Annotated in this window: 18 protein-coding genes and 1 other annotated feature; of the genes, 8 read left to right on the plus strand and 10 right to left on the minus strand. The window is 36.9% G+C overall.

Features of this window, described 5'->3' with window-relative positions:
* The first annotated feature begins 324 nt into the window (after positions 1–324).
* Genes ccpA through motS form a run of 3 tightly spaced genes read left to right on the plus strand, consistent with a single transcriptional unit; the run spans position 325 to position 2,985 of the window.
* Entirely contained in the window at positions 325–1,323 is a 999-nt protein-coding gene (gene ccpA / locus GLW08_RS07405; protein ID WP_160847974.1) for a catabolite control protein A, read from the plus strand.
* A 53-nt stretch (positions 1,324–1,376) separates the two neighbouring features.
* Positions 1,377–2,198, plus strand: a complete 822-nt coding sequence (motP, locus tag GLW08_RS07410; RefSeq protein ID WP_160847975.1) for a flagellar motor protein MotP — start codon at positions 1,377–1,379, stop codon at positions 2,196–2,198.
* A complete protein-coding gene (motS, locus tag GLW08_RS07415; protein WP_160847976.1) occupies positions 2,188–2,985 on the plus strand; it encodes a flagellar motor protein MotS in 798 nt (265 codons plus the stop codon). The genes motP and motS overlap by 11 nt, the downstream gene beginning before the upstream one ends.
* A gap of 205 nt (positions 2,986–3,190) precedes the next feature.
* Here the strand turns inward: motS and GLW08_RS07420 are convergent, their stop codons facing one another.
* The 4 genes from GLW08_RS07420 to GLW08_RS07435 all read right to left on the minus strand — a co-directional run bounded on the left by GLW08_RS07420 (position 3,191) and on the right by GLW08_RS07435 (position 8,997).
* Positions 3,191–4,369 carry an acetoin utilization protein AcuC gene (locus tag GLW08_RS07420; protein ID WP_160848485.1) on the minus strand — a complete coding sequence of 393 codons (1,179 nt, stop codon included), beginning with the start codon at positions 4,367–4,369 and terminating at the stop codon, positions 3,191–3,193.
* Entirely contained in the window at positions 4,366–5,019 is a 654-nt protein-coding gene (locus GLW08_RS07425; protein ID WP_160847977.1) for an acetoin utilization AcuB family protein, read from the minus strand. The genes GLW08_RS07420 and GLW08_RS07425 overlap by 4 nt, the downstream gene beginning before the upstream one ends.
* A gap of 1 nt (position 5,020) precedes the next feature.
* A complete protein-coding gene (locus GLW08_RS07430; RefSeq protein WP_160847978.1) occupies positions 5,021–5,674 on the minus strand; it encodes a GNAT family N-acetyltransferase in 654 nt (217 codons plus the stop codon).
* Between the two features lie 137 nt (positions 5,675–5,811).
* A complete protein-coding gene (locus GLW08_RS07435) occupies positions 5,812–8,997 on the minus strand; it encodes a transglycosylase domain-containing protein (RefSeq protein WP_160847979.1) in 3,186 nt (1,061 codons plus the stop codon).
* A 130-nt stretch (positions 8,998–9,127) separates the two neighbouring features.
* Positions 9,128–9,339: a binding site (T-box leader), on the plus strand.
* Between the two features lie 114 nt (positions 9,340–9,453).
* On the opposite strand from GLW08_RS07435, the gene tyrS reads away from it, so the two are divergent.
* The 3 genes from tyrS to GLW08_RS07450 all read left to right on the plus strand — a co-directional run bounded on the left by tyrS (position 9,454) and on the right by GLW08_RS07450 (position 13,172).
* A complete protein-coding gene (tyrS, locus tag GLW08_RS07440) occupies positions 9,454–10,722 on the plus strand; it encodes a tyrosine--tRNA ligase (RefSeq protein WP_160847980.1) in 1,269 nt (422 codons plus the stop codon).
* A 261-nt stretch (positions 10,723–10,983) separates the two neighbouring features.
* Positions 10,984–11,229 carry a hypothetical protein gene (locus tag GLW08_RS07445; protein ID WP_160847981.1) on the plus strand — a complete coding sequence of 82 codons (246 nt, stop codon included), beginning with the start codon at positions 10,984–10,986 and terminating at the stop codon, positions 11,227–11,229.
* Positions 11,226–13,172, plus strand: coding sequence for an insertion element protein (locus GLW08_RS07450; RefSeq protein ID WP_160847982.1), 1,947 nt, complete (start codon positions 11,226–11,228; stop codon positions 13,170–13,172). The genes GLW08_RS07445 and GLW08_RS07450 overlap by 4 nt, the downstream gene beginning before the upstream one ends.
* 46 nt (positions 13,173–13,218) lie before the next feature.
* Here GLW08_RS07450 and GLW08_RS07455 read toward each other — a convergent pair whose 3' ends face one another.
* From GLW08_RS07455 to rpsD, 5 genes are all read right to left on the minus strand, one after another.
* Positions 13,219–13,785, minus strand: coding sequence for a VanZ family protein (locus GLW08_RS07455; protein WP_160847983.1), 567 nt, complete (start codon positions 13,783–13,785; stop codon positions 13,219–13,221).
* 143 nt (positions 13,786–13,928) lie between these two features.
* Positions 13,929–15,257 (minus strand): DUF4179 domain-containing protein, encoded by a 1,329-nt coding sequence (locus tag GLW08_RS07460; RefSeq protein WP_160847984.1) that lies wholly within the window; start codon positions 15,255–15,257, stop codon positions 13,929–13,931.
* Positions 15,250–15,795: a sigma-70 family RNA polymerase sigma factor gene (locus GLW08_RS07465; protein ID WP_237458367.1), complete on the minus strand. Its 546-nt coding sequence runs from the start codon at positions 15,793–15,795 to the stop codon at positions 15,250–15,252. The genes GLW08_RS07460 and GLW08_RS07465 overlap by 8 nt, the downstream gene beginning before the upstream one ends.
* 634 nt (positions 15,796–16,429) lie before the next feature.
* A complete protein-coding gene (locus GLW08_RS07470; RefSeq protein WP_337193915.1) occupies positions 16,430–18,784 on the minus strand; it encodes an ATP-dependent DNA helicase in 2,355 nt (784 codons plus the stop codon).
* A gap of 72 nt (positions 18,785–18,856) precedes the next feature.
* Complete coding sequence (gene rpsD, locus GLW08_RS07475; RefSeq protein ID WP_160847985.1) at positions 18,857–19,459, minus strand: 30S ribosomal protein S4; 603 nt, start codon at positions 19,457–19,459, stop codon at positions 18,857–18,859.
* A 499-nt stretch (positions 19,460–19,958) separates the two neighbouring features.
* Between rpsD and GLW08_RS07480 the strand changes: the two genes are divergently transcribed.
* Complete coding sequence (locus GLW08_RS07480; RefSeq protein ID WP_160847986.1) at positions 19,959–20,573, plus strand: hypothetical protein; 615 nt, start codon at positions 19,959–19,961, stop codon at positions 20,571–20,573.
* Positions 20,574–20,715: 142 nt separating this feature from the next.
* On the plus strand, positions 20,716–22,590 hold the full coding sequence (locus tag GLW08_RS07485) for a sensor domain-containing diguanylate cyclase (RefSeq protein ID WP_160847987.1): 1,875 nt from the start codon (positions 20,716–20,718) through the stop codon (positions 22,588–22,590).
* A gap of 239 nt (positions 22,591–22,829) precedes the next feature.
* Here GLW08_RS07485 and GLW08_RS07490 read toward each other — a convergent pair whose 3' ends face one another.
* Complete coding sequence (locus GLW08_RS07490) at positions 22,830–23,309, minus strand: GAF domain-containing protein (protein WP_160847988.1); 480 nt, start codon at positions 23,307–23,309, stop codon at positions 22,830–22,832.
* Between the last annotated feature and the right edge of the window lie 62 nt (positions 23,310–23,371).

The raw sequence follows: 23,371 nt of genomic DNA on the forward strand, positions 1-23,371 counted from the left end.
AGACAGCCTCATTCATTGTAGTTGTCTTGCTTCCTTTATGTAGCATGAATGCATATACGCCAACGTCTTGTTGGCGTTTTCTTTTTTCTTTTCAGATATCTGTACTTTAAAATGGACACCGAGAGTTATAGCGACTTTTGCTGATTCTAAGGTCGAGATTTTTTAATGTTCTTTTTTGAAAAAATCCTTTTCATAAAGTATTTTTTCTTATCTAAAGGAAGAAAACGTCGAGGATTGCGGATTCATACATAGTATCGTATGATTATTTAAAGATATAATAAGGAAAACTGTTCTTATGAGACGAATTATGAGGAGGTTAATAAGATGAACGTAACAATATATGATGTGGCACGAGAAGCCAATGTTTCAATGGCAACAGTGTCTCGTGTAGTTAATGGGAACCCAAACGTTAAGCCAGCAACACGAAAAAAGGTGTTAGATGCAATCGAACGACTAGGTTATAGACCAAATGCCGTTGCAAGGGGCTTAGCTAGTAAGAAAACGACTACAGTTGGAGTTATTATTCCAGATATATCCAGTATATTTTTCGCTGAATTAGCACGAGGTATTGAAGATATTGCCACAATGTATAACTATAATATAATTCTAAGCAACTCAGATCAGAATAAAGAAAAAGAGATCCATTTAATTAACTCCATGCTTGGTAAACAAGTAGATGGATTAGTATTCATGGGTGGAAAAATAACAGAAGACCATATTAGAGAATTTCAAAATGCATCTGTTCCTGTTGTGCTAGCAGCTACAGTAGATGAAACCAATACCGTTCCTTCTGTGAATATCAATTATGAACAGGCAGCATATGAAGCGACAAAAACATTGTTTGATCATGGCAATGAACATGTAGCGTTTGTTGCAGGTCCAATTGAAACGAATATCAGCGACCAGAAGTATAGTGGTTATGTGAAGGCTTTGAAAGATAGCGGAAAATCATACACGGATGCCTACACAATTCGTGGAGATTACACATATGACAGTGGTATTGAAGCACTTGAGCAATTAATGGAAATGGAAGAACCTCCAACAGGTATTTTTGTAGCTTCAGATGAAATGGCTTTAGGTGTCATTCATGGGGCACAAGACCGTGGTATGAAGGTACCTGAAGATATTGAAGTATTTGGCTTTGATAATACGCGCTTAGCCACAATGGTGCGCCCAACATTATCAACTGTAGTACAACCTATGTACGATATTGGGGCAGTATCTATGCGGTTATTAACGAAGTATATGAATAATGAAGAAGTAACTGATCAAAACGTTATTCTTCCACATCGAAATATAAAAAGAAACTCAACAAAATCATAATAGTGCCGATATTAATAGTAGATCTTCATGGTTGATTATTAGGGAGAGAGACGATGAAAAGAAATGATTTGTTAACTCCAATCGGTATTTTTATTGGTATTACTATGATTATGTTTGGAATTTTCTCTAGTGGAGGATTAACTGGAGTTGTTTCCTTTGTGCAAATTTCTTCAATTGTAATTGTACTTGGAGGTTTAGCTGCAGCTATTTTAATTAACTTTAATTTAGAGGAGATTAAGCTTACGGGGAAGGTGCTTAAAGAAGCATTCAATCGCGATGAGCAAAATCTTAGAGAATTAATTGACCTATTTGTACGGTTATCTGAACGAGCTAGAAGAGAAGGGCTATTAGCTTTAGAGACGGAATTGGATGAAGTAGAAGACCCATTTATTCGAAAGGGAATTTTACTTGCAGTAGATGGGATAGAACCTGAAGTCATAAATGATATTATGAATGCAGAGATTTCAGCCATTGAAGAAAGACACCGTCGAGGTAGAGCTATCATTGAAAAAGCTGCTGAATATGCACCGGCATGGGGAATGATTGGTACGTTGATTGGATTAGTCCTGATGCTTAAAAACTTAGAAGATCCAACAACACTAGGACCAAATATGGCGATAGCACTCTTAACGACATTCTACGGAACAGTGTTAGCTAATCTTGTATTTCAACCTATGGCAGGTAAGCTTATTAACAAAACCGATCAAGAACTATTTATGAAGCAAGTCACGATAGAAGGTGTCATCGGTGTACAATCCGGCCAAAATCCAAAAATCCTTGAAGAGAAGCTAAGTGCTTTCTTGTCAGAAAAAGAAAAGAAAGTAGAACCTGAAGAGGAAGAGGGTTATATGGAGGAAACGGCTAATGAAGCTTAGAAAAACCACTAGACGTGAAGATAAAGGCGCACCGAAATGGATGGTTACCTTTTCTGATATGATGACTCTAATTCTAGTGTTTTTCATTTTGTTGTTCTCGATGTCCCAAATTGATCGAGTCAAATTTAAAGCAGTAGCCGAATCGTTCAATAACCGGGCGATGTTTGACTTTAATCCCTCAATCGTTGAATTTGAGAATCCATCTAGTAATAAGGAAAATGAAAATCAAGAAATAAAAAAAGATGGAGCATCTACCGAGGAAAGTGGAAGGGAAAACAACAAGGATACGAATGAAGAACCTAATTCATTAAATGATCTTGTTAAAGAAGTTGAAACATTCTTAAAAGAAAACCAATTAAATAAGGTAATTTCTGCAAATCGTACAGATCGAGGGGTTGTTCTAACTTTACAAGAACAGGTTCTTTTTGAATCAGCTAGAGCAGATATTATTGATGACGGGAAACCTTTTTTAGAAAAAGTTAGTAAATTATTAACCAATATTCCTAATCATGTGAAAGTTGAAGGTCATACAGATGATCGACCTATATCCACGTTTCGCTATCCTTCCAATTGGGAATTATCTACAGCACGCGCAAGCAGTGTCATTCGATACTTAACTCGGGTAGAACAACTTGATACTAATCGTTTTTCCGCAGTAGGTTACGGTGCTACACGTCCTGTAGCACCTAACAATTCGCCAGATAATTGGGAGAAAAACCGACGCGTTGAAATTGTGATATTAGATCCAAACTATGATGAAAGTCAAAATGACACACCTGCACAATAAGTATTTATTACGTAAAAATCCTAGTGCCTCTCTAGAGGTACTAGGATTTTCTATAAGAAAAAGGAGATTCCTTTATCTTATAAGGGTTTAAAGGAGGTTTTAGGATGATGGAGGTTCGTTTAAGAGCGCTGCATCGTGTAGCACATCGAACCAACCCATAGCAGTTTGTACGTCGCTGAACGGGGACTTGCGTCTGTCTATGTCTTTATATACCCGAATTTGGTGAGTTATATTTTAATTGTACAAACTGTAATGCTTTTTCAAGAGCTTTCTCATTCTTTTCGGTGATTTCCTCTTTTCGAGGTATCGCTTTATACATGTTGGCTGGGTCATTCCAATTATCTGGTAAAGTCACTGGGGCTTGCTCTTGCCATTTTGTTGTCCACTCCAATGGTAGTTCACCTGAGAAGGGGGTATTACTGGTCATAACCTTCCATATTTGCGCCCAAGCTCGTGGTACGACACGCCAAATATCATACCCCCCACCTCCTAAAGCAATCCATTTACCATCACAATACTCATGAGCAAGTTCATGTGCTAGCTTAGGAATATGCTCAAAGATATTCATCGTACAGCACAAATGGGTAAGGGGATCTAGAACATGCGCATCGGCTCCATTTTGAGTCACGATAACATCTGGCTTAAAGTAGTGCATTATTTCACGTAAGGCTTCTTCATAGACTTGAAGAAACGATTCATCCTCTGTGAAAGCATCAACTGGTATATTAAAACTATACCCATAACCTTCTTTTATTCCTCTTTCATTCACATTTCCAGTGCCAGGGAAAAGGTATCGGCCTGTTTCATGAATGGATAATGTGCATACATTTGGATCATCGTAGAAAGCCCATTGAACACCATCTCCATGATGGGCATCTGTATCAACATATAATACTTTCGCGTCATAGTGCTTTCTAATATACTCAATCGCTACGGCGCCATCATTATAGATGCAAAATCCTGACGCTTTTTGTTGAAAGCCATGGTGAAGTCCACCACCAAGGTTAAGAGAATGTTTTACTTCACCTTTCATCACTGCATCAACGGCTGTTAAGGAACCCCCGACTAACAGGGAGGCAGCTTCATGCATATGTGCAAACATTGGTGTATCTTCTGTACCAATTCCATAAGGAAACCCTTCGTCTTCTGTAAGTTTGCCCTCGCTAGCTAGCTTTACGGCTTGTATGTATTTAGGGTCGTGGATGAGTCTTAATTCTTCCTCTGTTGCCACTCGAGGAGGAATGAGATGGTTATCATCAATAGCATTACTCGTCTTTAATAATTCATAAGCTAACGTTACGCGTAATTGATTGAAAGGGTGTCCTTCCCGAAACCGGTACTTTGTAAATTGGTCTGAGTACACAAATTTAGCTTCACAGGTCATTTCTCTATCCCCGGCATATTTGGCCACAACACCTCATACCCTTCTGCGTGCAAATCTTCTATAATTGGCATTGGGTTCATAGTTTGTAATCGAAAGACTAGTATTTTATAGCGTTGATCTGGCTCATAAGGATAAATGAGTACAGATGTAATGTTGACTTTTCTACGTCCCAAAACAGCCGTTACTTCTGGAAGGATACCTGGTTTATTAATTACTTTTAATTCAATTTGAGAGCTTTGGACGTTCACTCCAGTTAATTGAATTAACGTATAGAGCATATCCTTCTCGGTTACTATGCCTACTAGTTTGTTAGCTTTTGTTACTGGTAGACAAGCAATTTCTTGCTCATAAAAAATGGACGCAATTTCCTCTACAAAATCTAATGGATGAATAGTCGTTACAGGTGTACTCATAATCGATCGTAATTCATTTTGCAGTTCATTCTCATCATTGTCTTGATGAATATGAAAAATGGAAGGGCTTGCATCTCTTACATCTCGATCTGATACGATACCTATCACTTGATTAGATTCATCAACAATTGGTATATGCCTTATATGGTGATCGTTTAGCAACTTTAAAGCGCTTTCAATAGTTTCAGTAGGTTTACAAGTGATAACCTGAGTTTTCATAATTTGTTCGACAAGCATCTTAATCTCCTCCTCGACTCGTGCGATAACGGTTACGATTTAAGAAACGTAATTGTTCAAAACGTTTAACTGATTCTGGGTCAACACGCTCCCCGATTCTTGCCATTAGACAATTTGCTGGGTGCGAGACAATTTCTTCATCATCAGTTGGATACGGAGTAAGCCCGCCTGCTCCCATCATTTTCTCCATTACTTTACGGTAATTCCAGATATTTAAACGTGTACCTGAAAGATCCCAATGCCAATAATACTCAGTTGAAATCACAATAAAATCTTCCATTGCATCATCCAACATGGAAACCTTTAATAGCCATGAACCGATTTTGTAGCCTCGATAAGCAGGAATAACTTCAATAGCACCTAATTCAATCAAATCTTCCATTTGAAATTTCGACCATCGTTCAAGTGGGTCGGGATATAGATACGTAACATATCCAACAATTGTTTCTGAAGTTCGTGCTATAATGATCCGTCCTTCCTCAAACTCAGCTATTTTCTTTACAGCTTCAAATTGCTTTTCAGAGGGGCGAAACGCAGTTAAATGTTCATGAAATGAATAGTTGGCTAATTCCGAAGAAGAAAGAGGACCTTCTATTACCACTGTACCTTCATGGGTCTCTATTTCTTTGGAATGATACTCTTTTATATGCTTCATTTCTACACCACCTAAAAATTGAACCTTGATTTTATTAACATTATACAGGAAAAACCATGAAAAATAATCCCAAAAGTCTGAAAAAATGTTACAACCCTAGGACAAAATAAAAGATTAAAAATTTTTATTTAAATAGGTTAGTATTTAATCAATAAAAAAGGAAGAGGAATATATATTCCTCTTCCTTGCTTGATTAGAGTTGTTATATTATTGAGAGTTATTACTGTTCTCCAGAGTCCAGAGCTCTCACTATTGCCGGAACTTCCATCGCTGCTAGAAGAATCTCCTCCACTAGAATCACTGGAACTTCCTGAATCCTCATTGGAATCACCAGAACTTCCGGTATTTCCACCAGAATTACTTGAGTCTCCTGATGAATCACCAGAGGTTCCATCACCAGAGTTACTAGTGTCATCTCCGGAGTTACCGGTGTCATCGCCTGAGTTGTCAGAGTTATCAGTGTTTCCTGAATCACCTGAGTCACCGGAATTTCCACTATTTCCGGAGTTATCATTTCCTTGACCAGAATCATTGTTATCATCTGGTTCAGGCTGTGGTTCTGGATCTGGTGTAAAGTCACCATATTGGGCTGATGGAGAAGCGCCAGAGACACGACCATAGTAGTCAACAGCCTTGACAATATATACTCCTCTACCTCTAGATCCTAATGACGTATCAGCTGAACTTCCTGCCAGTTGGAATGCTGCTCCCGGTGAAGGTGCACGATACACTCGATAACCTACCACATCATTACTTGCAGATGCAGACCATGTAACAGCGCCACCACTAACATTGACGGTTGCAGGTGCTGCAGGTGGTTGACCATCATTAGGTAATTTATTTGATGCAGGAACACTAACATTCGCCCAACGTTCATTATTTGGAATTAACTGACTAAAGTCATCTAATTTGTCATAATTATTACGTTCAATCCAATCTGGATTAAAGTATATTCCACTATTGGTAAACTCATTTGGTGTCGCTTCATCAGCTACATATGTTTTACCGTTAACAACAACAGATCTCGTTTGAATTAAACTATCATCTGTTTTAGATGGTACTTGTCCTGAAGCGTAGATATCGCTTTTAACAAGTCCAAATTCAGAACATAGTTCAGAAGGAGCTAGTCCTGAGGTAGCACAATAGTTAGCTGTAACAATACCTCCAGGGTTCTTAAAGCTTTCTTCTGGAACCATTAGATCTGGTCTAATATCAGATGCTGCATTTACTACTTGTGACCAGAGGTTGATGTTTCGGTTACTGTAGCTTAGGTTACAACCATAGCATTTTATAGATTTAGGGGTATCATATCCCATCCACATTCCCATGGTCACATTAGGGTTTGTCGCAACAAACCAAGTGTCTCGGAAGTTTTGGGATGTACCTGTTTTACCAGCCCAATCCACATCTTTATACTTAAGTTGATAATTTGCATATGTTGCTGTTCCATAATCCAAAACATCTCTCATCATATCAATAGTAAGGTAAGATGTTTGTTCACTGAATACCTTCGTTTTTTCACTTTTATGCTCATATAATAGTTCGCCGTCTTTATTTTCTATTCGGTCTATCATGTAAGCATCGACGAAGTTCCCCATATTTCCAAATGTGGAATAGGCGTTTGTGTTTTCTTCTACTGTTACACCGTTTGTTACGGCACCTAAAGCCATAGATAAATTGGTTCTGTCACCTTCTGTTAATGTCGTGAAGCCCATTTTATCTAAGAAAGAAACTGGATCTTGATTAACAATATCTGCATAGGTTCTAGCTGCTGGTACGTTAAAGGATTTCGCAAGGGCATAACGAATCGATGTTAAGCCATGATAACGACCTGTGTAGTTTCCTGGCGACCACGTTTTCGTTCCCGCTTGGAAAGACGTATCGATGTCAGCTACCACAGAACCGGGTTGAGCTTGACCAAGTTCAATGGCTGGAGCGTACACAAGAATCGGCTTCATCGTACTCCCATTTGAACGTTGTGAGTCTGTTGCGTGATTCACTTGATTCTGTTCGTAATCTCTTCCACCAATGAAACTGAGAATTTTACCTGTACTGTTCTCCATTAGGAGACCACCGACTTGAACAGGCTCTTGAATGGTTTTTTCTTCTCCATCAACTACGACGGTTTCTGGTTTTTCTGGTCCATATTGATTGTAATTATTTTTTATTTCTTGCATTTTGTCGTAGATTTTTTGGTCAATTGTGGTGTGAATTTTGTATCCATTTCCACGTAAGTTACGGTCAGCAAGAATAAAATATTGTTCTTGAAGTGCTTCATTATTCTCTAAGTCTTCTTCGCTGTAACCGTCTTGCTTGGCCAGTTCCTTCGCTAAAATCTTTTTCGCACGCTTTTCAATCTCAATTGTTAAATAAGGATACTCTTGAATAGGTGATGTCTCAGGCTTAGCGAAATCAGCTGCAATATTATAGTTACGTGCTGTCTCTAATTCTTGATCTGATATCATTCCAGCTTCATGCATTCTAGTTAGAACGGTTTGCATTCGATCCATAGCCGGAGCGATATTTTCTTCACTTTTGACTTCACCACTGTTGGAAAATGGTGTGTAAAGGTAAGGGCTTTGTGGTAAACCGGCAATAAATGCGGATTGAGCTAAATTTAACTCATCTGCACTCACACCAAAGATACCTTGAGCAGCTGTTTCAATTCCTGCTATGTTTCTACCCGACGCATTTCGTCCAAAAGGTACGACATTTAAATATGCTTCAAGAATTTCATCTTTTTCAAAGAACCGTTCTAAGCGCATGGCTAGAAGTATTTCTTTCGCTTTACGCTCGAATGACACTTCGTTTGTGAGAATTTGGTTTTTAATTAACTGTTGAGTAAGTGTACTTCCACCAGTTTTTGTACTTGCATTGGTTACTTCTTGGAATATTGCCCTCAGTATTGCCTTTGGCACAATTCCTTCATGTGTTTCAAAATATTCATCTTCTGTAGCAATAACAGCATTTCGGACGTGTTTCGAAACGTTTTCTAGTTGAACTTCTTCACGATATAAATCAGAGCGTATTTTCCCTAAATACTTATTATCTCCAAAAAAGATTTCTGTCGTTTCCTCATAGTTATAAATATCCTGTTTCATATCTTCTTCGGCTCGAATAGGTTCATCTTTCACGAGTGATGCGAAATAACCCGCACCTAATCCCCCTGCGAAGAAGAATCCTACAACACCAATGATTAAAAAGAATAGTAAAACATTCCATGCGACATCATAAGTGATTCGGGAAGCTTTTTGAATTTTCCCTTCTTGCCACCATTTCGTAAATGGTGATTTATCAGAACCATTAGATTGGTTATTATTCATATTATGGATCCCCCCCCTATACTTACAACGAATATTATACCATAATCCACCATGAGGAGACATGATTCTACTGTTATTTATAGTTGCTTTTTCAAAAAAATTGTGCTATAAATTTAAGATAGAAATAAATATATTCACGTTGAAGGGTATGCAGTAATAATTTGTTCCCTGTTGTAGAGAGCTGACGGTTGGTGAGAGTCAGTACAAAGCAAATTGTGAATTACGTCCTGGAGTATCTTCTGCTAAATCAGAAGACGGTTATAACCGTTATATTTCCGAGTGGTAACAGATAGAACGCTGTTACAACAAGGGTGGTACCGCGAGGCAAATCTCGTCCCTTTTAGGGGCGAGATTTTTTTATGCTTTTTTAGGTGAATACTTTAAAAAAATAGTGTTACCTAAGCTGAGCTCTAGAATTAAATAAATTAGATATACATATCAAAAAGGAGTGACACTATGCATATTTTAGAAGATCTAAAAGCAAGAGGTCTAGTGAATCAGACAACGGATGAGGAGAGCTTGCAAAAGCATTTAAGTCAAGAACAAGTAACATTGTACTGTGGATTTGATCCCACCGGGGACAGCTTGCACATTGGTCATTTGCTGCCCTTATTAATTTTGAAGCGTTTTCAAAGAGCGGGTCATCGTCCCTTAGCCCTTGTAGGGGGAGGGACAGGAATGATTGGCGATCCAAGTGGACGTTCAACAGAGCGTCAACTGAATAGCGAAGACACAGTACGCTATTATAGTAAACAAATCGAAAAACAAATGGCCAAAGTTCTAGAATTTGACCAAGGTGATAATGCTGCTGCAGCTCGAAATAATTTAGATTGGCTAAAGAATTTAACAATGATTGAGTTCCTACGAGACGTGGGCAAGCACTTTGGAATTAACTACATGTTAGCTAAAGACTCGGTAGAATCAAGAATTGAGCATGGGATTTCGTACACAGAGTTCAGCTATATGATTCTGCAATCATATGATTTCTTAAATCTCTTTAGGGAAGAGAACTGTACTCTTCAAATTGGTGGAAGTGATCAATGGGGGAATATCACTGCGGGTCTAGAGCTCATTCGTCGTACATCCTCTGAAGGTGAAGAAGCAAAAGCATTTGGTTTAACAGTCCCACTTATAACGAAGGCAGACGGAAGTAAATTTGGTAAAACAGCTGGGGGAGCGATTTGGTTAGATTCAGAAAAAACGACACCATATGAGTTTTACCAATTTTGGATTAATACGGATGACCGAGACGTTATTAATTTCCTTCATTATTTTACATTCTTATCCTTGGATGAAATTGATGAGTTAAGAAAAGAAGTTGAGGAACAGCCTGAGCAAAGAGTTGCTCAGCGTCGGTTAGCTGAAGAAGTAACGCGAATGGTTCATGATGAGGAAGCATTGCAACAAGCACAAAAAATTACCGATGCTTTGTTTAGTGGAGAACTTAAAGATCTTACGGGAAGCGAAATAGAGCAGGGCTTTAAAGATGTACCAACGCATCATTTAGATGAGCAAGAAAAAGGACTCATTGATCTGTTAGTTGAAGCGAAAATTTCTTCTTCCAAGCGTCAGGCGAGAGAAGACATTCAAAATGGAGCTATCTATATTAATGGAGACCGACAACAAGACATGAAGTACACTGTTACAGAAAAAGATAGAATTGACGAGACCTTTACCATTATACGTAGAGGAAAGAAAAAGTACTTTTTAATTCGTTTTAATTAAAAAAGGAGCTGTTCCATTGTTTATTAAGTAGTTCAGTTTTGGAGCACAAAAGACGAAAATGTAAATGAAATTGGGTGTCAAATTGTTATATAATTTGACACCCAATTTTTATTGTTATAACAAGGTTTCTTGGCAATTTGTAAAGTAAATTGCATGCCAAAATGTATATAAAATTGCAACCGTGAAATAATTATTGTAAGGATGAAAATTAGGGTGCTAAAATAGCTGTAAATTCAACTACAAAATGGGGTGCATTTTACTGTGCGGTTTTTAGAACCAAAAAATAAAAACGTTAAAGCGGTTGATTGGGAAATATCGGAGCAAACAAGAGAAATAGTAAGGCAGTATGCCGAATATGCGGAGCGTACAGAGAGTGAAACAGTTGATGAATTTTTATTAAACATCCTCGATGACAAGAAGTTCATCGAATGGGTGACCAATAAAAGAAGTAACAAACGAATTGTTAGAAGAATGGGCTTAGAAGACAAAGCGGATAGATCACAGTGACAAAGTTAAAGCGGTTAATTACAAAAGAAGATGAGATCGTAAAGATCCATCCACCTATAACAAAAGAAGTGTTGGAAGACCGCAAGAAGCAATATGATCTCTTATCTCCTAAAAAGTTTGCGACACGTTATAACTCAGCCCTTTTTACGCCTGTGAGTTTTGAATTATTGGGATGGGACTATTCAATACAGCTCAACTACTGTATCAACCCTTTTTGCTGCAACTTTGGAAAAGAACAGCATAAATACGATGAAACCAAAGGGAAGCCAAGCCGATATAAATTAACTGGAAGTTCCAAAGACCATAAAGGTTTGTATTGTAATGACAATCCTATGAGGAGAGGTGTATCACAGAATTGCAAGGTTACCCCTGTATCTAACTGGTCTGTTGTTGAAGAAATTAAGCGTCTCGTGGAAGTTGGCGGGATTACAAATATTGATCCAGAATACCAATTTCATAAAGATGACTGTACTTTAATCAATATTTCACCTTTCAATGAACCTAAACAATTTTATAAGCGAGGCAAAAGTAAAAGTATGTCTCAAAGATACCAGTGTAAAACATGTAAGAAGTACACTAATGTATTGCCCAAAAGAACAGAAACAACAACTTATCATCAAAAGAAAAACTCCATTCTCCCGATGTTCGCTCGGATGTTGGTTGGCAAAGTGTCTGTCAGTCGCTGTTGTGAAATGTTAGGTATTGGTGTCGGCACATATTATCACAAGTTGGAATGGCTATATAAACGTTGTTTGGAGTTCTTGGAGCGACATGAGACTCAGGCTTTTAAAACTATGAAGTTCGATGATATATGGCTTAATACAGATAAGATGCACTACTACCTAAACAATGTTCGGAAGAAAGGGCAGGGCTCGAAGAAATACACTGGATTAGAAGAACTCAATATGCAAACTCACCTGGTTGTTACTGCGGAAGCTCTATCCAGATATGTATTCCGTTCTGACATTGCTTATGATTGGGATACAAGCTTAAGTGATTTAAACGAAGACACAAGAAAATTAAAAGAGGACCACTTAAACACATTTAGTCGCAAGAACGATAGACTAGATTGGTCATATTATCCTCAGGAACCATCTGCGAACGATACGCAAGATATTAGTACCTATCAACATGAACTTAGACAAATTGAAAACAGAGGTAAATATGTAGATGGTTTGAATGTGGCATCTGGATATACTACAACCGCCCACTATTGGTTACTTAAACAGATGGTGAATGCAGATGAATGGCGGATGATAAGTGACGATGATCCATCTATTAGAAACGCTTTCTATCGTGTATTTACCGATGAGCTTAGATTAAGTGATGCCCATCATTTTATTTGTCAAGTCGATAAGACCAAAAGCAGAAGTCAATGTTTAGAAGAATATGAAGATGCGAGAAGAGATTTATTGGTCTGGGCGGAAAACAGAGGGTACGACACGAAGCATCTTAGAGGCATAGCCTATCGCTATTTAAAGGAATTATTTTTGACACATGATTTTCATAAGGAATCCGTTAACAAGGATGGAGAACGTTATCGTGAGTATGCAAGTAACCCTATTAGAAATCCTCTTGCTTCAAAAGATAAAGGGGTTTACTCCGTTGATTGTAGAACAGATTTGTCCTCGCTTGAACCAAGTGTTATAGCTAAAATGATACTAAACGTTAACGATCATTCAACCAATAGCTTTATTCAGCAAATAAGAAGAAGAATATCTTCTTTAGAAAGACCTTTAACAACAGCTCGTGGGGATAAGAAAAGCTATATTTACGCCAATTTTAACCCAAAATACGCGCAATATGTCGTAACCATTCTTAGAACGTATTACAACTTCTGTCGTCCTTATAAAACAGCAGACAGTAAATCATTAACACCTGCACAACGACTAGGAATCACGCACAAGCAGTTTGATTGGAATGACATCATTTACTTCAAATAAGACAAAAAGAGCTTGGAGTTCCAAGCTCTTTTTATACTATTAATGCTCATATCTCATTAGTACCATGTTGGCGCAGGGCATCTTTATTATTCCCCTTAATCTTGTAAGATATCTTTTCAAATGTTTTTAATACAAGATAACCTAGGATAGCCCCTAAAGTATTGAGTATAATATCATCAATATCAAAAGCCCTTATTGGTAAGAACAATTGTGAAACCTCTATAAACAAAGAGCTTAATAAACCGACGATCCCAACTCTTTTTACACTTTTTAACCTACCGTACTTTAGTGACAGCACAAAACCTAATGGCATAAACAAAATGATGTTCCCTACAATATTCCTTAAAGGAACCATAAAATATGAGTGGTTCAACATACTTTGCATGCTTGTAAATGGGGTGAAATTGTGGTTGATCCCATATTTATGAGGAACACCAATTTCAAGCGGGAAAATTGTCATTTTAATGATCCATAGCACACTTGCCAAGAAAAGAAGGTTAATTACTTCCTGCCTTAAAACGATTTTTTGTTTCTTATAAATTACGTTAAAACTTCTAATGATAAACCAGAAAGCTATGATAATTATGGCTGGTAATAGAAAGTTTATCCTCAATTTGCACTTCCTCTCGATATTATTTGAATGCCGACTGATATTTATATGTTATTTATTGAAAGTATTAAATTTAGGTCGCTCCTTCTGTTAAGGGGAGTAAGAAAGATCTTATCTTACAAATAGAAAACTTTTCCTAAGTTTAACTACTTGATTACTTTTTCAGTACCATTAATGATCACTGATTTAATTTCCATAGGGTCTAAAGGTATGTCAGACTCGAACTTCATTATAACCTCTCCATTCTCGTTAATAGCTTTACTTGCAGGAAGCGTTACAATCTCATCGTTCGTAAGCTTAACATCTACATTTGGTTTGTTTCCTTCACTTAAACTCCCTTCTCCCTGAAGAGTTACTCCTAATGGATGAATCGTTAATTGATTAGATGTCCATCCACCCATGCTCATTTCGAATTTCATTTCTAACAATGACGAATCTTCTGCCTGTAATTTGAATGTTGTGTTCCAACTCCCTTCTTCAAACAACCCCGAAGCTACAAAATTACCGCTTAGATCATAATTCAAATGGTCCTCACTCTCGACCTTGAAAATGTACTCAGTGTATTCTCTGCCATAAGAAGTTTTGCTACCATCAAAACCAAATTGAACACTGGAGGGTTTTATACTACTTCCAGTCTGATCAGTAAGTGTTAACTGTCCGTGACTATCAACGTAATCCTCATCCCAGCGAACTTGAACATGTAAACGATCTTCAATTAATCCAACATTCGTTACCTCCATAAAGTCATGCTTGAAAATGTTATTTTTTGATGGAGCGGGTTGGAGAACCTGTATCGTTTCTTGATTCTCTAACGAGCGATACAATTCGCCTCCCCCGCCAGGTATATTGTTCATATCCAGTGTCATTGTGTTTGCTTCTTCTTTTAAGATAGAAGAGATGTTTCTTTTTTCAAATTCATGTGTTTCTTTGTGACTCAAGAACGACTGAATTTGAAACTTAACCTTTTCCCCGTTGAGGTCCTCTCCACCATTCGCCTGAATTCTAAGTGTGGCTGTTTTCGTAGTTTCATCAAAAGCAATAACCTTGCTGTTAAACATTTGAGCACCACTTAGTGAAAAATCATAAAGGTCTAGGGTGGAGTCAATACGATCTCCCGACAAATCTTGTAGTGTTATATAGATAACAGCCATTTCATCATCGCTTATAGCAGCAACTGTCTCCATCTTGATATCATTATCAACACTCGTTTTTTCAATAGGTTTTAATAGCAAAGCGATCTCGGGACTGACTAATGATACTAAATTATTAACAAAAGGATTATAGGCGGTGACAACTCCAGCAGAAAAAAGAATCATTAAGGATGCCAGAATGGAAGTTAACCTTTTTTCTAATTTTCTCTTCTTATGCTTTCCCCCATCGTGAACACTTGCAAAAAAGTTCGCCCTGTCCTCTTCCTTCAATAGAGGAGATTCCCCTATATACTGATCTAACTCTGTCTTAAAGCGTTTATTCATCTATATATCCCCCTAGTTTCTGTCGCAGTTTAGATTTCCCTCTAGAAATTCGTGTCTTGACCGTTGATTCTTTCACATCTAGAGCTTCACTAATTTGTTGTATGCTATATGATTGATAATAGCGTAATACAAAAATTTCTCGATATTTAATGGGGAGTGATAGAACATTCGCTGCAAGACGGAGGTTATTTTCCTTTAGAATCACCATGTCTTCCGCAGACTTCTCCTTTTCAGAAAACAGAGTATCGTTCAAGCTAATTATACGTTTTATAGGAGATCGCAAATGATCTTTACATGTGTTAATAGCAATTCGATACAACCAAGACCTTAATTTTGCTTCCCTTCTAAAACTACCGATTTTCTTATAAACCTTTATCAAAAATTCCTGAAAAATGTCATCTGTGGTGGCATAGTCCTTCATGTATGTAAAAATAAGACGTTTTATCTCTTCGCCATATTGATCAATGATATAATTCATTACCTCTTCGATTGATTCATAGAGAATATCCTCATCCTCTTCTAATTCTTCTCTTTCCAATCTTTATCACTACTTTCCATATTTCTTTAACTTAAGACGAGCACCCTTAAAGAAAGGTCCCATGTTTTTCAAAATTTTTCAGGTGAAAAGACGTCATCTTAATAAGTTCTATAACTATTTTCACAAAAGTTTTTCTAATAAAAAAGGCGCATCAAGGAATGCGCCATCGTATTTTTAATTCTGTTAAAGTTCAATATTGATATATAAAAGAGAGGAGTTTCCAAATAATCAGAAACCTTCTTCACCATTATTTTTCTTCAATAACACACCTTATAGTTTATGTAATTCGTTTCACAAATCAAGGACTTGAACCAAAGGCAATAACATCATATATAGCCAACAAGACCCCTCCAAAAATTCATTCATTTAAATTACATTTTACCGCTTCAGCGTTAATTTTTTGATGAACTAAATAAGGATTTGATTTCACTGATATTGTACCACAAGATTTCCAATTGCCTTTTAACTTACAATTTCTCTTGCAATTTGGCTATCAATTACTACGTATTTTCTATGTGAATTCACATAAAAAAAGCAGTTCAATTAAGGGTACAAAATGCAATTTTGTACTCCAAAACTGAACTACTTAATTGTTTATGGAGCAGCTTCTTTTTTCAATTCTATATAAATGTAATTATAGTACAGTATAATCGCGCCATTCTGGAGGCAATAATATTTTATAGCTTGCCTGCAAAAATCTGTCATCTATTAATACAATAATACCTTTATCCATCTCCGTTCGAATTAATCTACCACCCGCTTGAAGGACTTTGTTCATACCTGGATAACGATACGCGTAATCAAACCCGTTTTTATTTACGTTAGTAAAATAATCTTTAATAATATTTCGTTCTAATCCAATTTGCGGAAAGCCTACTCCTATGATGAATACTCCTGAAAGTCTGTTCCCTTTTAAATCGATCCCTTCTGAAAAGATGCCCCCTAATACTGCAAACCCAATTAATGTATTTTGGGGATCGGTATTAAAATGGTCTAAATAGGCAGCTCTATCTTTTTCGCTCATATCTTGGCGTTGAAGAATCGTTTCAACGTCTGGGTATTGATCTTGAAATGCATCATATATGCGATACATATAATCATAGGAAGGCAAGAAGACAAAGTAGTTACCTGTCTTTTGATTAGTAAGCTCTCTTATGGTTTGAACAATTTGATCTATTGAGTTATCACGATCGCGGTACCTTGTAGATATAGGCTTTATAAAAGTTTGTGTATGATCAGAAGCGAAAGGGGAGGGGATGGCTAATTGATAATCTTCTTCTTTAGCTCCCAACATATCCTTGTAATAGTCTAGTGGTGTTAAAGTAGCAGAGAAGTACGTTTTGGATTGATAATCCTTCCCGGCCCTTTTTAACAATACAGAAGGGTTTACACAAAACATTTTTATCGCAATTTCTTGCCTCCATTGCTCCAGATAGGTTACGTAAGACTCATTATATAATTGTCCAATTTTGATAAAGGTATTAGTAGAAAAGTAGGTTTCAAGTAAATGTTCGAATTCTTCCCCTTCTATTTTAGGATTTATTAACTCTTCTTCAGCGGCTTTAATAAACGTAGGGAGAATAGATAGTAGAGTGGAAGGAGCACTAGTGAACACCTCTTGCTTGGTCTCTGCCTGTTTTTCAAGAGTAGAAAATGCCTCCTTTATTGCTGCTGCTTCCTCGACAAGGTCTTTATTATGCTTGTACATACTGATGATTCTGACAAAAGAAGATTTGAGTAGCTCTGCAGAAAACATCGTCCGTGCTCGGTCCACTAAATTATGCGCTTCATCAATTAGTAGAGCAGTGTGTTTCTTTTGTTCATTGCTTAATCGCTTCAAAGATACTCGAGGGTCAAAGATATAATTATAATCGCATATTACCGCATCAGCTGTGTAGGCAAGGTCTAGCGACAACTCAAATGGACAAACCTTGTGTTTTTTAGCATAGGATTCAATGACTGGCTGATTTAGCAAGGACTCATTCGAGAATATATCAATGATTGTTTCATTAATACGATCGAAATAACCTTCTGTAAAAGGGCAATGCTCCTTTGTACATCCGTCCTCTTTAAAACAAATTTTATCTTTTGCGGTTATCGTAACAGCTTTCACTTCTAGACCTTGCTTAATCATAGACGTTAGGGCTTCCTCTGCAAGTTGTCTAGTGACGGTCTTAGCTGTTAAATAATAAAGTTGTGATAAATGATTTTCCCCCATGGCTTTGATGGCGGGAAAGATAGTAGAAATGGTTTTCCCTGTCCCAGTAGGGGCGTTTGCAAACAAATCACTCTTTTCTTTAATTGATTTGTAAACAGCTCCTGCAAAATAGCGTTGCCCATCACGAAACGTCGGAAAGGGGAATGTTAATGCTTGAGCACTCTTGTTTCTATTGGCTTGATGATGATGAAGTAAAATAGCATAGGGATAAAAACCTTCTAATAAATCATTTAAAAATGCCTCTAGCTCATCGAAAGAATATGTATCTTTAAAATGAAGTTGTTCATACGTATCAACTTGGATATAGGTTAATTGAATGTCTATATCAGTAAGCTTGTGTTTGGAAGCATGCATATAAGCATATACTTTTGCCTGAGCCCAGTGGACAGGTTTATCTTCTTTATCGATTTCTTCTATGTGCTGTTGGGTTGATTTTATTTCTTCAATAACAACTTTGTTGTCCTGGAATAATAATCCATCACATCGGCCTTCTATATCGAATATGAGGTCCCGAAAAGGGATGCGTTGTTGGAAAAATACTTCTTTTTTATCAGTGTCCTTGTATTGGGATTGAATATATTGGTGAGCTTTTGTACCTTCTGTCATGGTACTTGTGCTCTGAAAACCACTTGTAATGCTACCGCTCCGAAATACATACTCTACTAAAGGGCGAACGGAAGTATGCACTATATTATCGATAAAAATCACCCCTTTATGTTTAACAACACTATTATAGCATGTACTCATATAGATCAATACTTTGGGATTCAAGCACCTGATTCCTGATATATATGTATAAAAAAATCCTGACCGAAAAATTCGATCAGGATTTTAATGAATCTATTAACGAGAGTAGTACTCAACGATAAGCGCTTCGTTGATTTCAGAAGGCATTTCATTACGTTCAGGGTAACGAGAATACGTTCCTTCTAGCTTTTCAGCATCGAAAGAAAGGAATTCTGGTACATAGTTACTTGCTTCAAGAGCATCTACAATAGCAGAAAGCTTTTGAGATTTTTCACGTACTGCAATAACTTGACCTGGTTTAACGCGGTATGATGGGATGTTTACACGACCACCATCTACTGTGATATGACCATGGTTTACAAGTTGACGTGCTTGAGCACGAGTACGTGCAAGACCGAAACGGTAAACAATGTTATCCAGACGAGATTCTAAAAGCATTAAGAAGTTCTCACCATGAATACCTTGCATGTTACCAGCTTGTTCAAACATGCTATGGAATTGACGTTCGTTTAAACCGAACATAAAGCGTAGCTTTTGCTTTTCTTGAAGCTGTAAACCGAACTCTGAAAGTTTTTTGCGTTGATTAGGACCGTGTTGTCCTGGAGCGTATGGGCGCTTTTCAAGCTCTTTCCCTGTACCGCTCAATGAAATACCTAGACGACGAGACTTTTTCCAAGTTGAATCTGTATAACGTGCCATTGGAAATTTCTCTCCTTTATTTTATATTTGCATAAAATAAAAACAGTGTGTCCTTCTTCACGCTGCTCATTTTGTTTTCATGTACCTTCGCCCCAGCAGCAGAGGGTTACACAATACACCTCTTATTCAAGAGGAACAAAATGATTACAACGGCGGCTCACCTAAGCTGCCTTTTATTTTACACAAAGGCAATTATAATGTTTTTATGTGAATAAGTCAAGGAGGTGTAGTAAAAGAGTTAGGAAGGATGCTTTGATTTAATGCTGTGGTACAATGGTAATAGGTGAACGACTCATCACTTAACTACCCTTGGGAGGATTACTTTGGACAGTTCCTCTCCTTTTAGTCTTATGTTAACAGTTTTTTTGTAACGTGTTCGGTCATATAGCACGAAGGAAAGTCAATTTTTCTCCCACTCACCGTTAGACAATGGTTTTCGTGCGCTTGAAGAGGGAGAAGTAATTATTACATTCGTTACCTTTTATTTGTGGGGGATTTTATGCATTCAACTGGTCCTTTTACTGAAACAAATCAAACTAAGAGGATAAGATACACTATTGTTGCGATATCCATTTGTAGTGTCGTTCTCGCATTTATGGTACAGAATCAGTTGCTTTTAAGTATGACAAAAGGTCAAGAAGATCAACAACTAATGATTACATCATCTGTGCGACCTAATGCCATGACGAAGGTTGCAATGATAAAGAATAAAGACAACCAATCCTTCCTAGTACTATACGAAGTAGATCAAGAAAGCTATAAATTTACAACCACCTCATTTCTTGAAATTCAAACGCCAATTAATAGTATCCTATATGATCAGCAAAACCGTCTATGGATAAATCAACAAAAGAAATGGTATCAGCTTAATACTTCTTTAGAAAAGATAGATTCCGTTGATTCACCGCCCGTGAATTTAGACAATAGTGAATTCAAATTAAAAAGTACAAAAAAGGAAAACGTTTATAAAACCGTTTTGCAACATAACAGTGACATTGTATGGTCAAAAACATTTAACAGCAATCCCATTCAAACTGTTTCCTTAAATGAAAAACAAGGGGTTTGGATCGTACTTTTTGAAGATGGAGAGACAAAAATTGTATCTCCTACATAACATAAGAGATTTTTTAGAGATTTTTTGCCTGAATTAAAAGTTTATAAAAAAATAAATAATATGAATAGGAAAATAAACCTATGACCGATATAATAGAGGAAAGATAATTATAATGATTTTGTTTGGAAAAGGTGATGGATGAATGGACTCAAATGACTACCTATCACATATAACGAAAGAGCTTAAGTTACATTTTTTTGATTTGCTTACAAGCGAATATAATCGCAGTTACAATGAGCTTTTAATCAATTTAGTTCATATACTCGAAGATGTGCTTGGTGCAGAATATGTAGGTGTATATGAATATAACACTTCAGAGGGTCAATTTTTTCTACATACTAATAAGGTGAAATTGACCCAACAAAAACTTGATTATCAGGATTGGGTTTCCTATCAACAAGACCATCCAGAGACTGGTTATAAGGTTATGGACGGTAGACCTTTTTTTTACAAAAAGAATAGCTATATTCTTCCTTTGTATAACGTAGATAAGGTAATAGGATTTGTGTACGTGCTTTTTGAAAATGAAATGGAGGTAGACAATGTTCGATCTATCCTACATTCAATAGTGGATGAAGTAGCAAAAATGTTATTAAGAATAAGAAAAGATAGTCAAACATTGGAGGAAGAAAAAAAATACAAACGACTCTTTGATGTAACAGCTAAATTCCACTCATCAATGAACATGGAAGAGATACTGACGGAAATCATTGATACGTTAAGGGGAGTTTATCCTCATTTTGATTGTTACTTATTACTGTCACATGACTACTCAAGTACACAACATCTTCCTATAAAAGAATTAAAGTTTGATAATAATGAAATAGAAACTGCTAGTGCCCAGGCTTATTTAACCGGTGAGATACAATTTGATGAATTAGGTGAACAAAACGCTTCCTTTTATGCACCTTTAAGAGGCAAACAAGGCATTTATGGTGTTCTTCAGATTATGTCGCTACCTCCCCTCCTTTTTCACGAAGAAGACGTAGAGTTTATCAAATTGTTAGCGAATACCGCAGGAAATGCTCTTGAGAATGCTAGGCTATATCAACAATCCAAACGTTTAATATCTGATTTGCAACTAATAAATGAAACGTCACATAAATTAAATTCAAACCTACGCCTCACAGATACCATTTCGTATATGGCTAATCAAATTAAATCGTCCTTCCTTGCAGAAGAAGTTGGATTCATCTTATATAAAGATCATGTGAATTGTATTCAGGATGTACTGAGTGGTAGTACAGCACACTTTCATGATCCTAGTTCAGAACATTTAAGGGACTTCGTTACTCAAAAAATAAGCGCTACGCATGATTCTGTTTTTATTGGAGATATTTCTACTAAAATTTCTAGTGAATATTGTTCTGTAATGGCAATTCCTATGATTCAGAATGGTTCGTTAAATGGTTTAGTTATCGTGTTGCATACACAGCCTTATTATTTTTCTTTTGAAACATTTAAGTTACTACAATCCTTAGTACATCATTCTACACTAGCCTTTGCTAACTCTATGCTTCGGGAAGAGTTAGAACAACTTGTTCGGACGGATTATTTAACTAAGTTGTGCTCTAGGAAATATTTGGATGAGACAATCCATAAGCATATAGATGAACAGAATGATGGGTCATTCTTAATTATTGATATCGATGATTTTAAGAAAGTAAATGATTTTTATGGTCATCAGGTTGGAGATAGGATTTTGATTCAAGTAGCTAATATCGTAAAAGAACATATTGGCTTTAAAGGTACTGTGGCTAGATGGGGTGGCGAAGAACTAGCGATTTATCTACCTCATACATCTTTGTTTGAAGGCTATATAATAGGAAGGGTACTAGTTGAAAAAGTAAACCAGATGACAAATCCTACCGTTACAATTTCTTGTGGCGTTTCCTATTGGGATCCTACCATTCATAATGAGGTCAAAGACTTTTTCATCCGTGCCGATCGTGCCCTGTATGAAGCGAAGGATGCAGGAAAAAATGCAATAAGAAGAGATGAAGTTTCAAGTGTATAATACCTGATTAACTTAATCAGGTACTCTTTTGATTGGAAGTTGGGATGCTACACACCTAATCCTCAGGTCTTTTTAATTTCGAAATGAAGTGAAACAATTCATAATCGGGTATAAACTTCAAGATAATGGGGCGATTATGGAATAAAAAACGTCTAGGCTATGTAAGTAGCGCTAGACGTTTTTGTGGTGATGTTAAATAGGAAACGATTAGTAAAACCTCTTAAGACTTTATGGGCTTCCTATATATATTGTTTAATGACATCAATAAACATCTCAAGGTATTGTTCATCTGTTTCGTCAAAACGGTTTTTGATAGGGCTATCGATATCAAGAACACCAAAAATTTCACCATTCTTATAAAGTGGTACCACAATTTCTGATTGGCTTGCAGTGTCACAAGCTATATGACCAGGGAACTGATTCACATCGGCAACCCTTTGTGTTTTCCCCTTGGAAAGAGCTGTACCACAGACGCCTTTTCCATAGGGAATCCGTACACATGCAGGGAGGCCTTGGAATGGTCCGAGGACGAGCTGATCGTTTTTCCATAAATAAAAACCAACCCAATTCACCTCATCTAAGAATTGGTTTAATAGTGCTGATGCATTGGAGAGATTAGCCACTTGGTCAGGCTCATCTTCAAGTAATGCTTTAAGTTGTTTAAGTAAAAGGTCATAATTTTGATTTTTCGTTCCAGTATAATGTTCAACGTTAAACACAGTAACATACCTCCTTAGGTGAAATACAATCTAGTAGTGGCTATTCGACAATTCTTATGCAG

Origin of the sequence: Pontibacillus yanchengensis, from assembly GCF_009856295.1 — a bacterium.
Classification (GTDB): domain Bacteria; phylum Bacillota; class Bacilli; order Bacillales; family BH030062; genus Pontibacillus; species Pontibacillus yanchengensis_A.

What these genes read in the sequence shown, in the direction of transcription:
- ccpA (WP_160847974.1), top strand. Translation starts at nt 325, where the DNA reads ATGAACGTAACAATATATGATGTGGCACGAGAAGCCAATGTTTCAATG.
- motP (WP_160847975.1), top strand. Translation starts at nt 1,377, where the DNA reads ATGAAAAGAAATGATTTGTTAACTCCAATCGGTATTTTTATTGGTATT.
- motS (WP_160847976.1), top strand. Translation starts at nt 2,188, where the DNA reads ATGAAGCTTAGAAAAACCACTAGACGTGAAGATAAAGGCGCACCGAAA.
- GLW08_RS07420 (WP_160848485.1), bottom strand. Translation starts at nt 4,369, where the DNA reads ATGACCTGTGAAGCTAAATTTGTGTACTCAGACCAATTTACAAAGTAC.
- GLW08_RS07425 (WP_160847977.1), bottom strand. Translation starts at nt 5,019, where the DNA reads ATGCTTGTCGAACAAATTATGAAAACTCAGGTTATCACTTGTAAACCT.
- GLW08_RS07430 (WP_160847978.1), bottom strand. Translation starts at nt 5,674, where the DNA reads ATGAAGCATATAAAAGAGTATCATTCCAAAGAAATAGAGACCCATGAA.
- GLW08_RS07435 (WP_160847979.1), bottom strand. Translation starts at nt 8,997, where the DNA reads ATGAATAATAACCAATCTAATGGTTCTGATAAATCACCATTTACGAAA.
- tyrS (WP_160847980.1), top strand. Translation starts at nt 9,454, where the DNA reads ATGCATATTTTAGAAGATCTAAAAGCAAGAGGTCTAGTGAATCAGACA.
- GLW08_RS07460 (WP_160847984.1), bottom strand. Translation starts at nt 15,257, where the DNA reads ATGAATAAACGCTTTAAGACAGAGTTAGATCAGTATATAGGGGAATCT.
- rpsD (WP_160847985.1), bottom strand. Translation starts at nt 19,459, where the DNA reads ATGGCACGTTATACAGATTCAACTTGGAAAAAGTCTCGTCGTCTAGGT.
- GLW08_RS07480 (WP_160847986.1), top strand. Translation starts at nt 19,959, where the DNA reads ATGCATTCAACTGGTCCTTTTACTGAAACAAATCAAACTAAGAGGATA.
- GLW08_RS07485 (WP_160847987.1), top strand. Translation starts at nt 20,716, where the DNA reads ATGGACTCAAATGACTACCTATCACATATAACGAAAGAGCTTAAGTTA.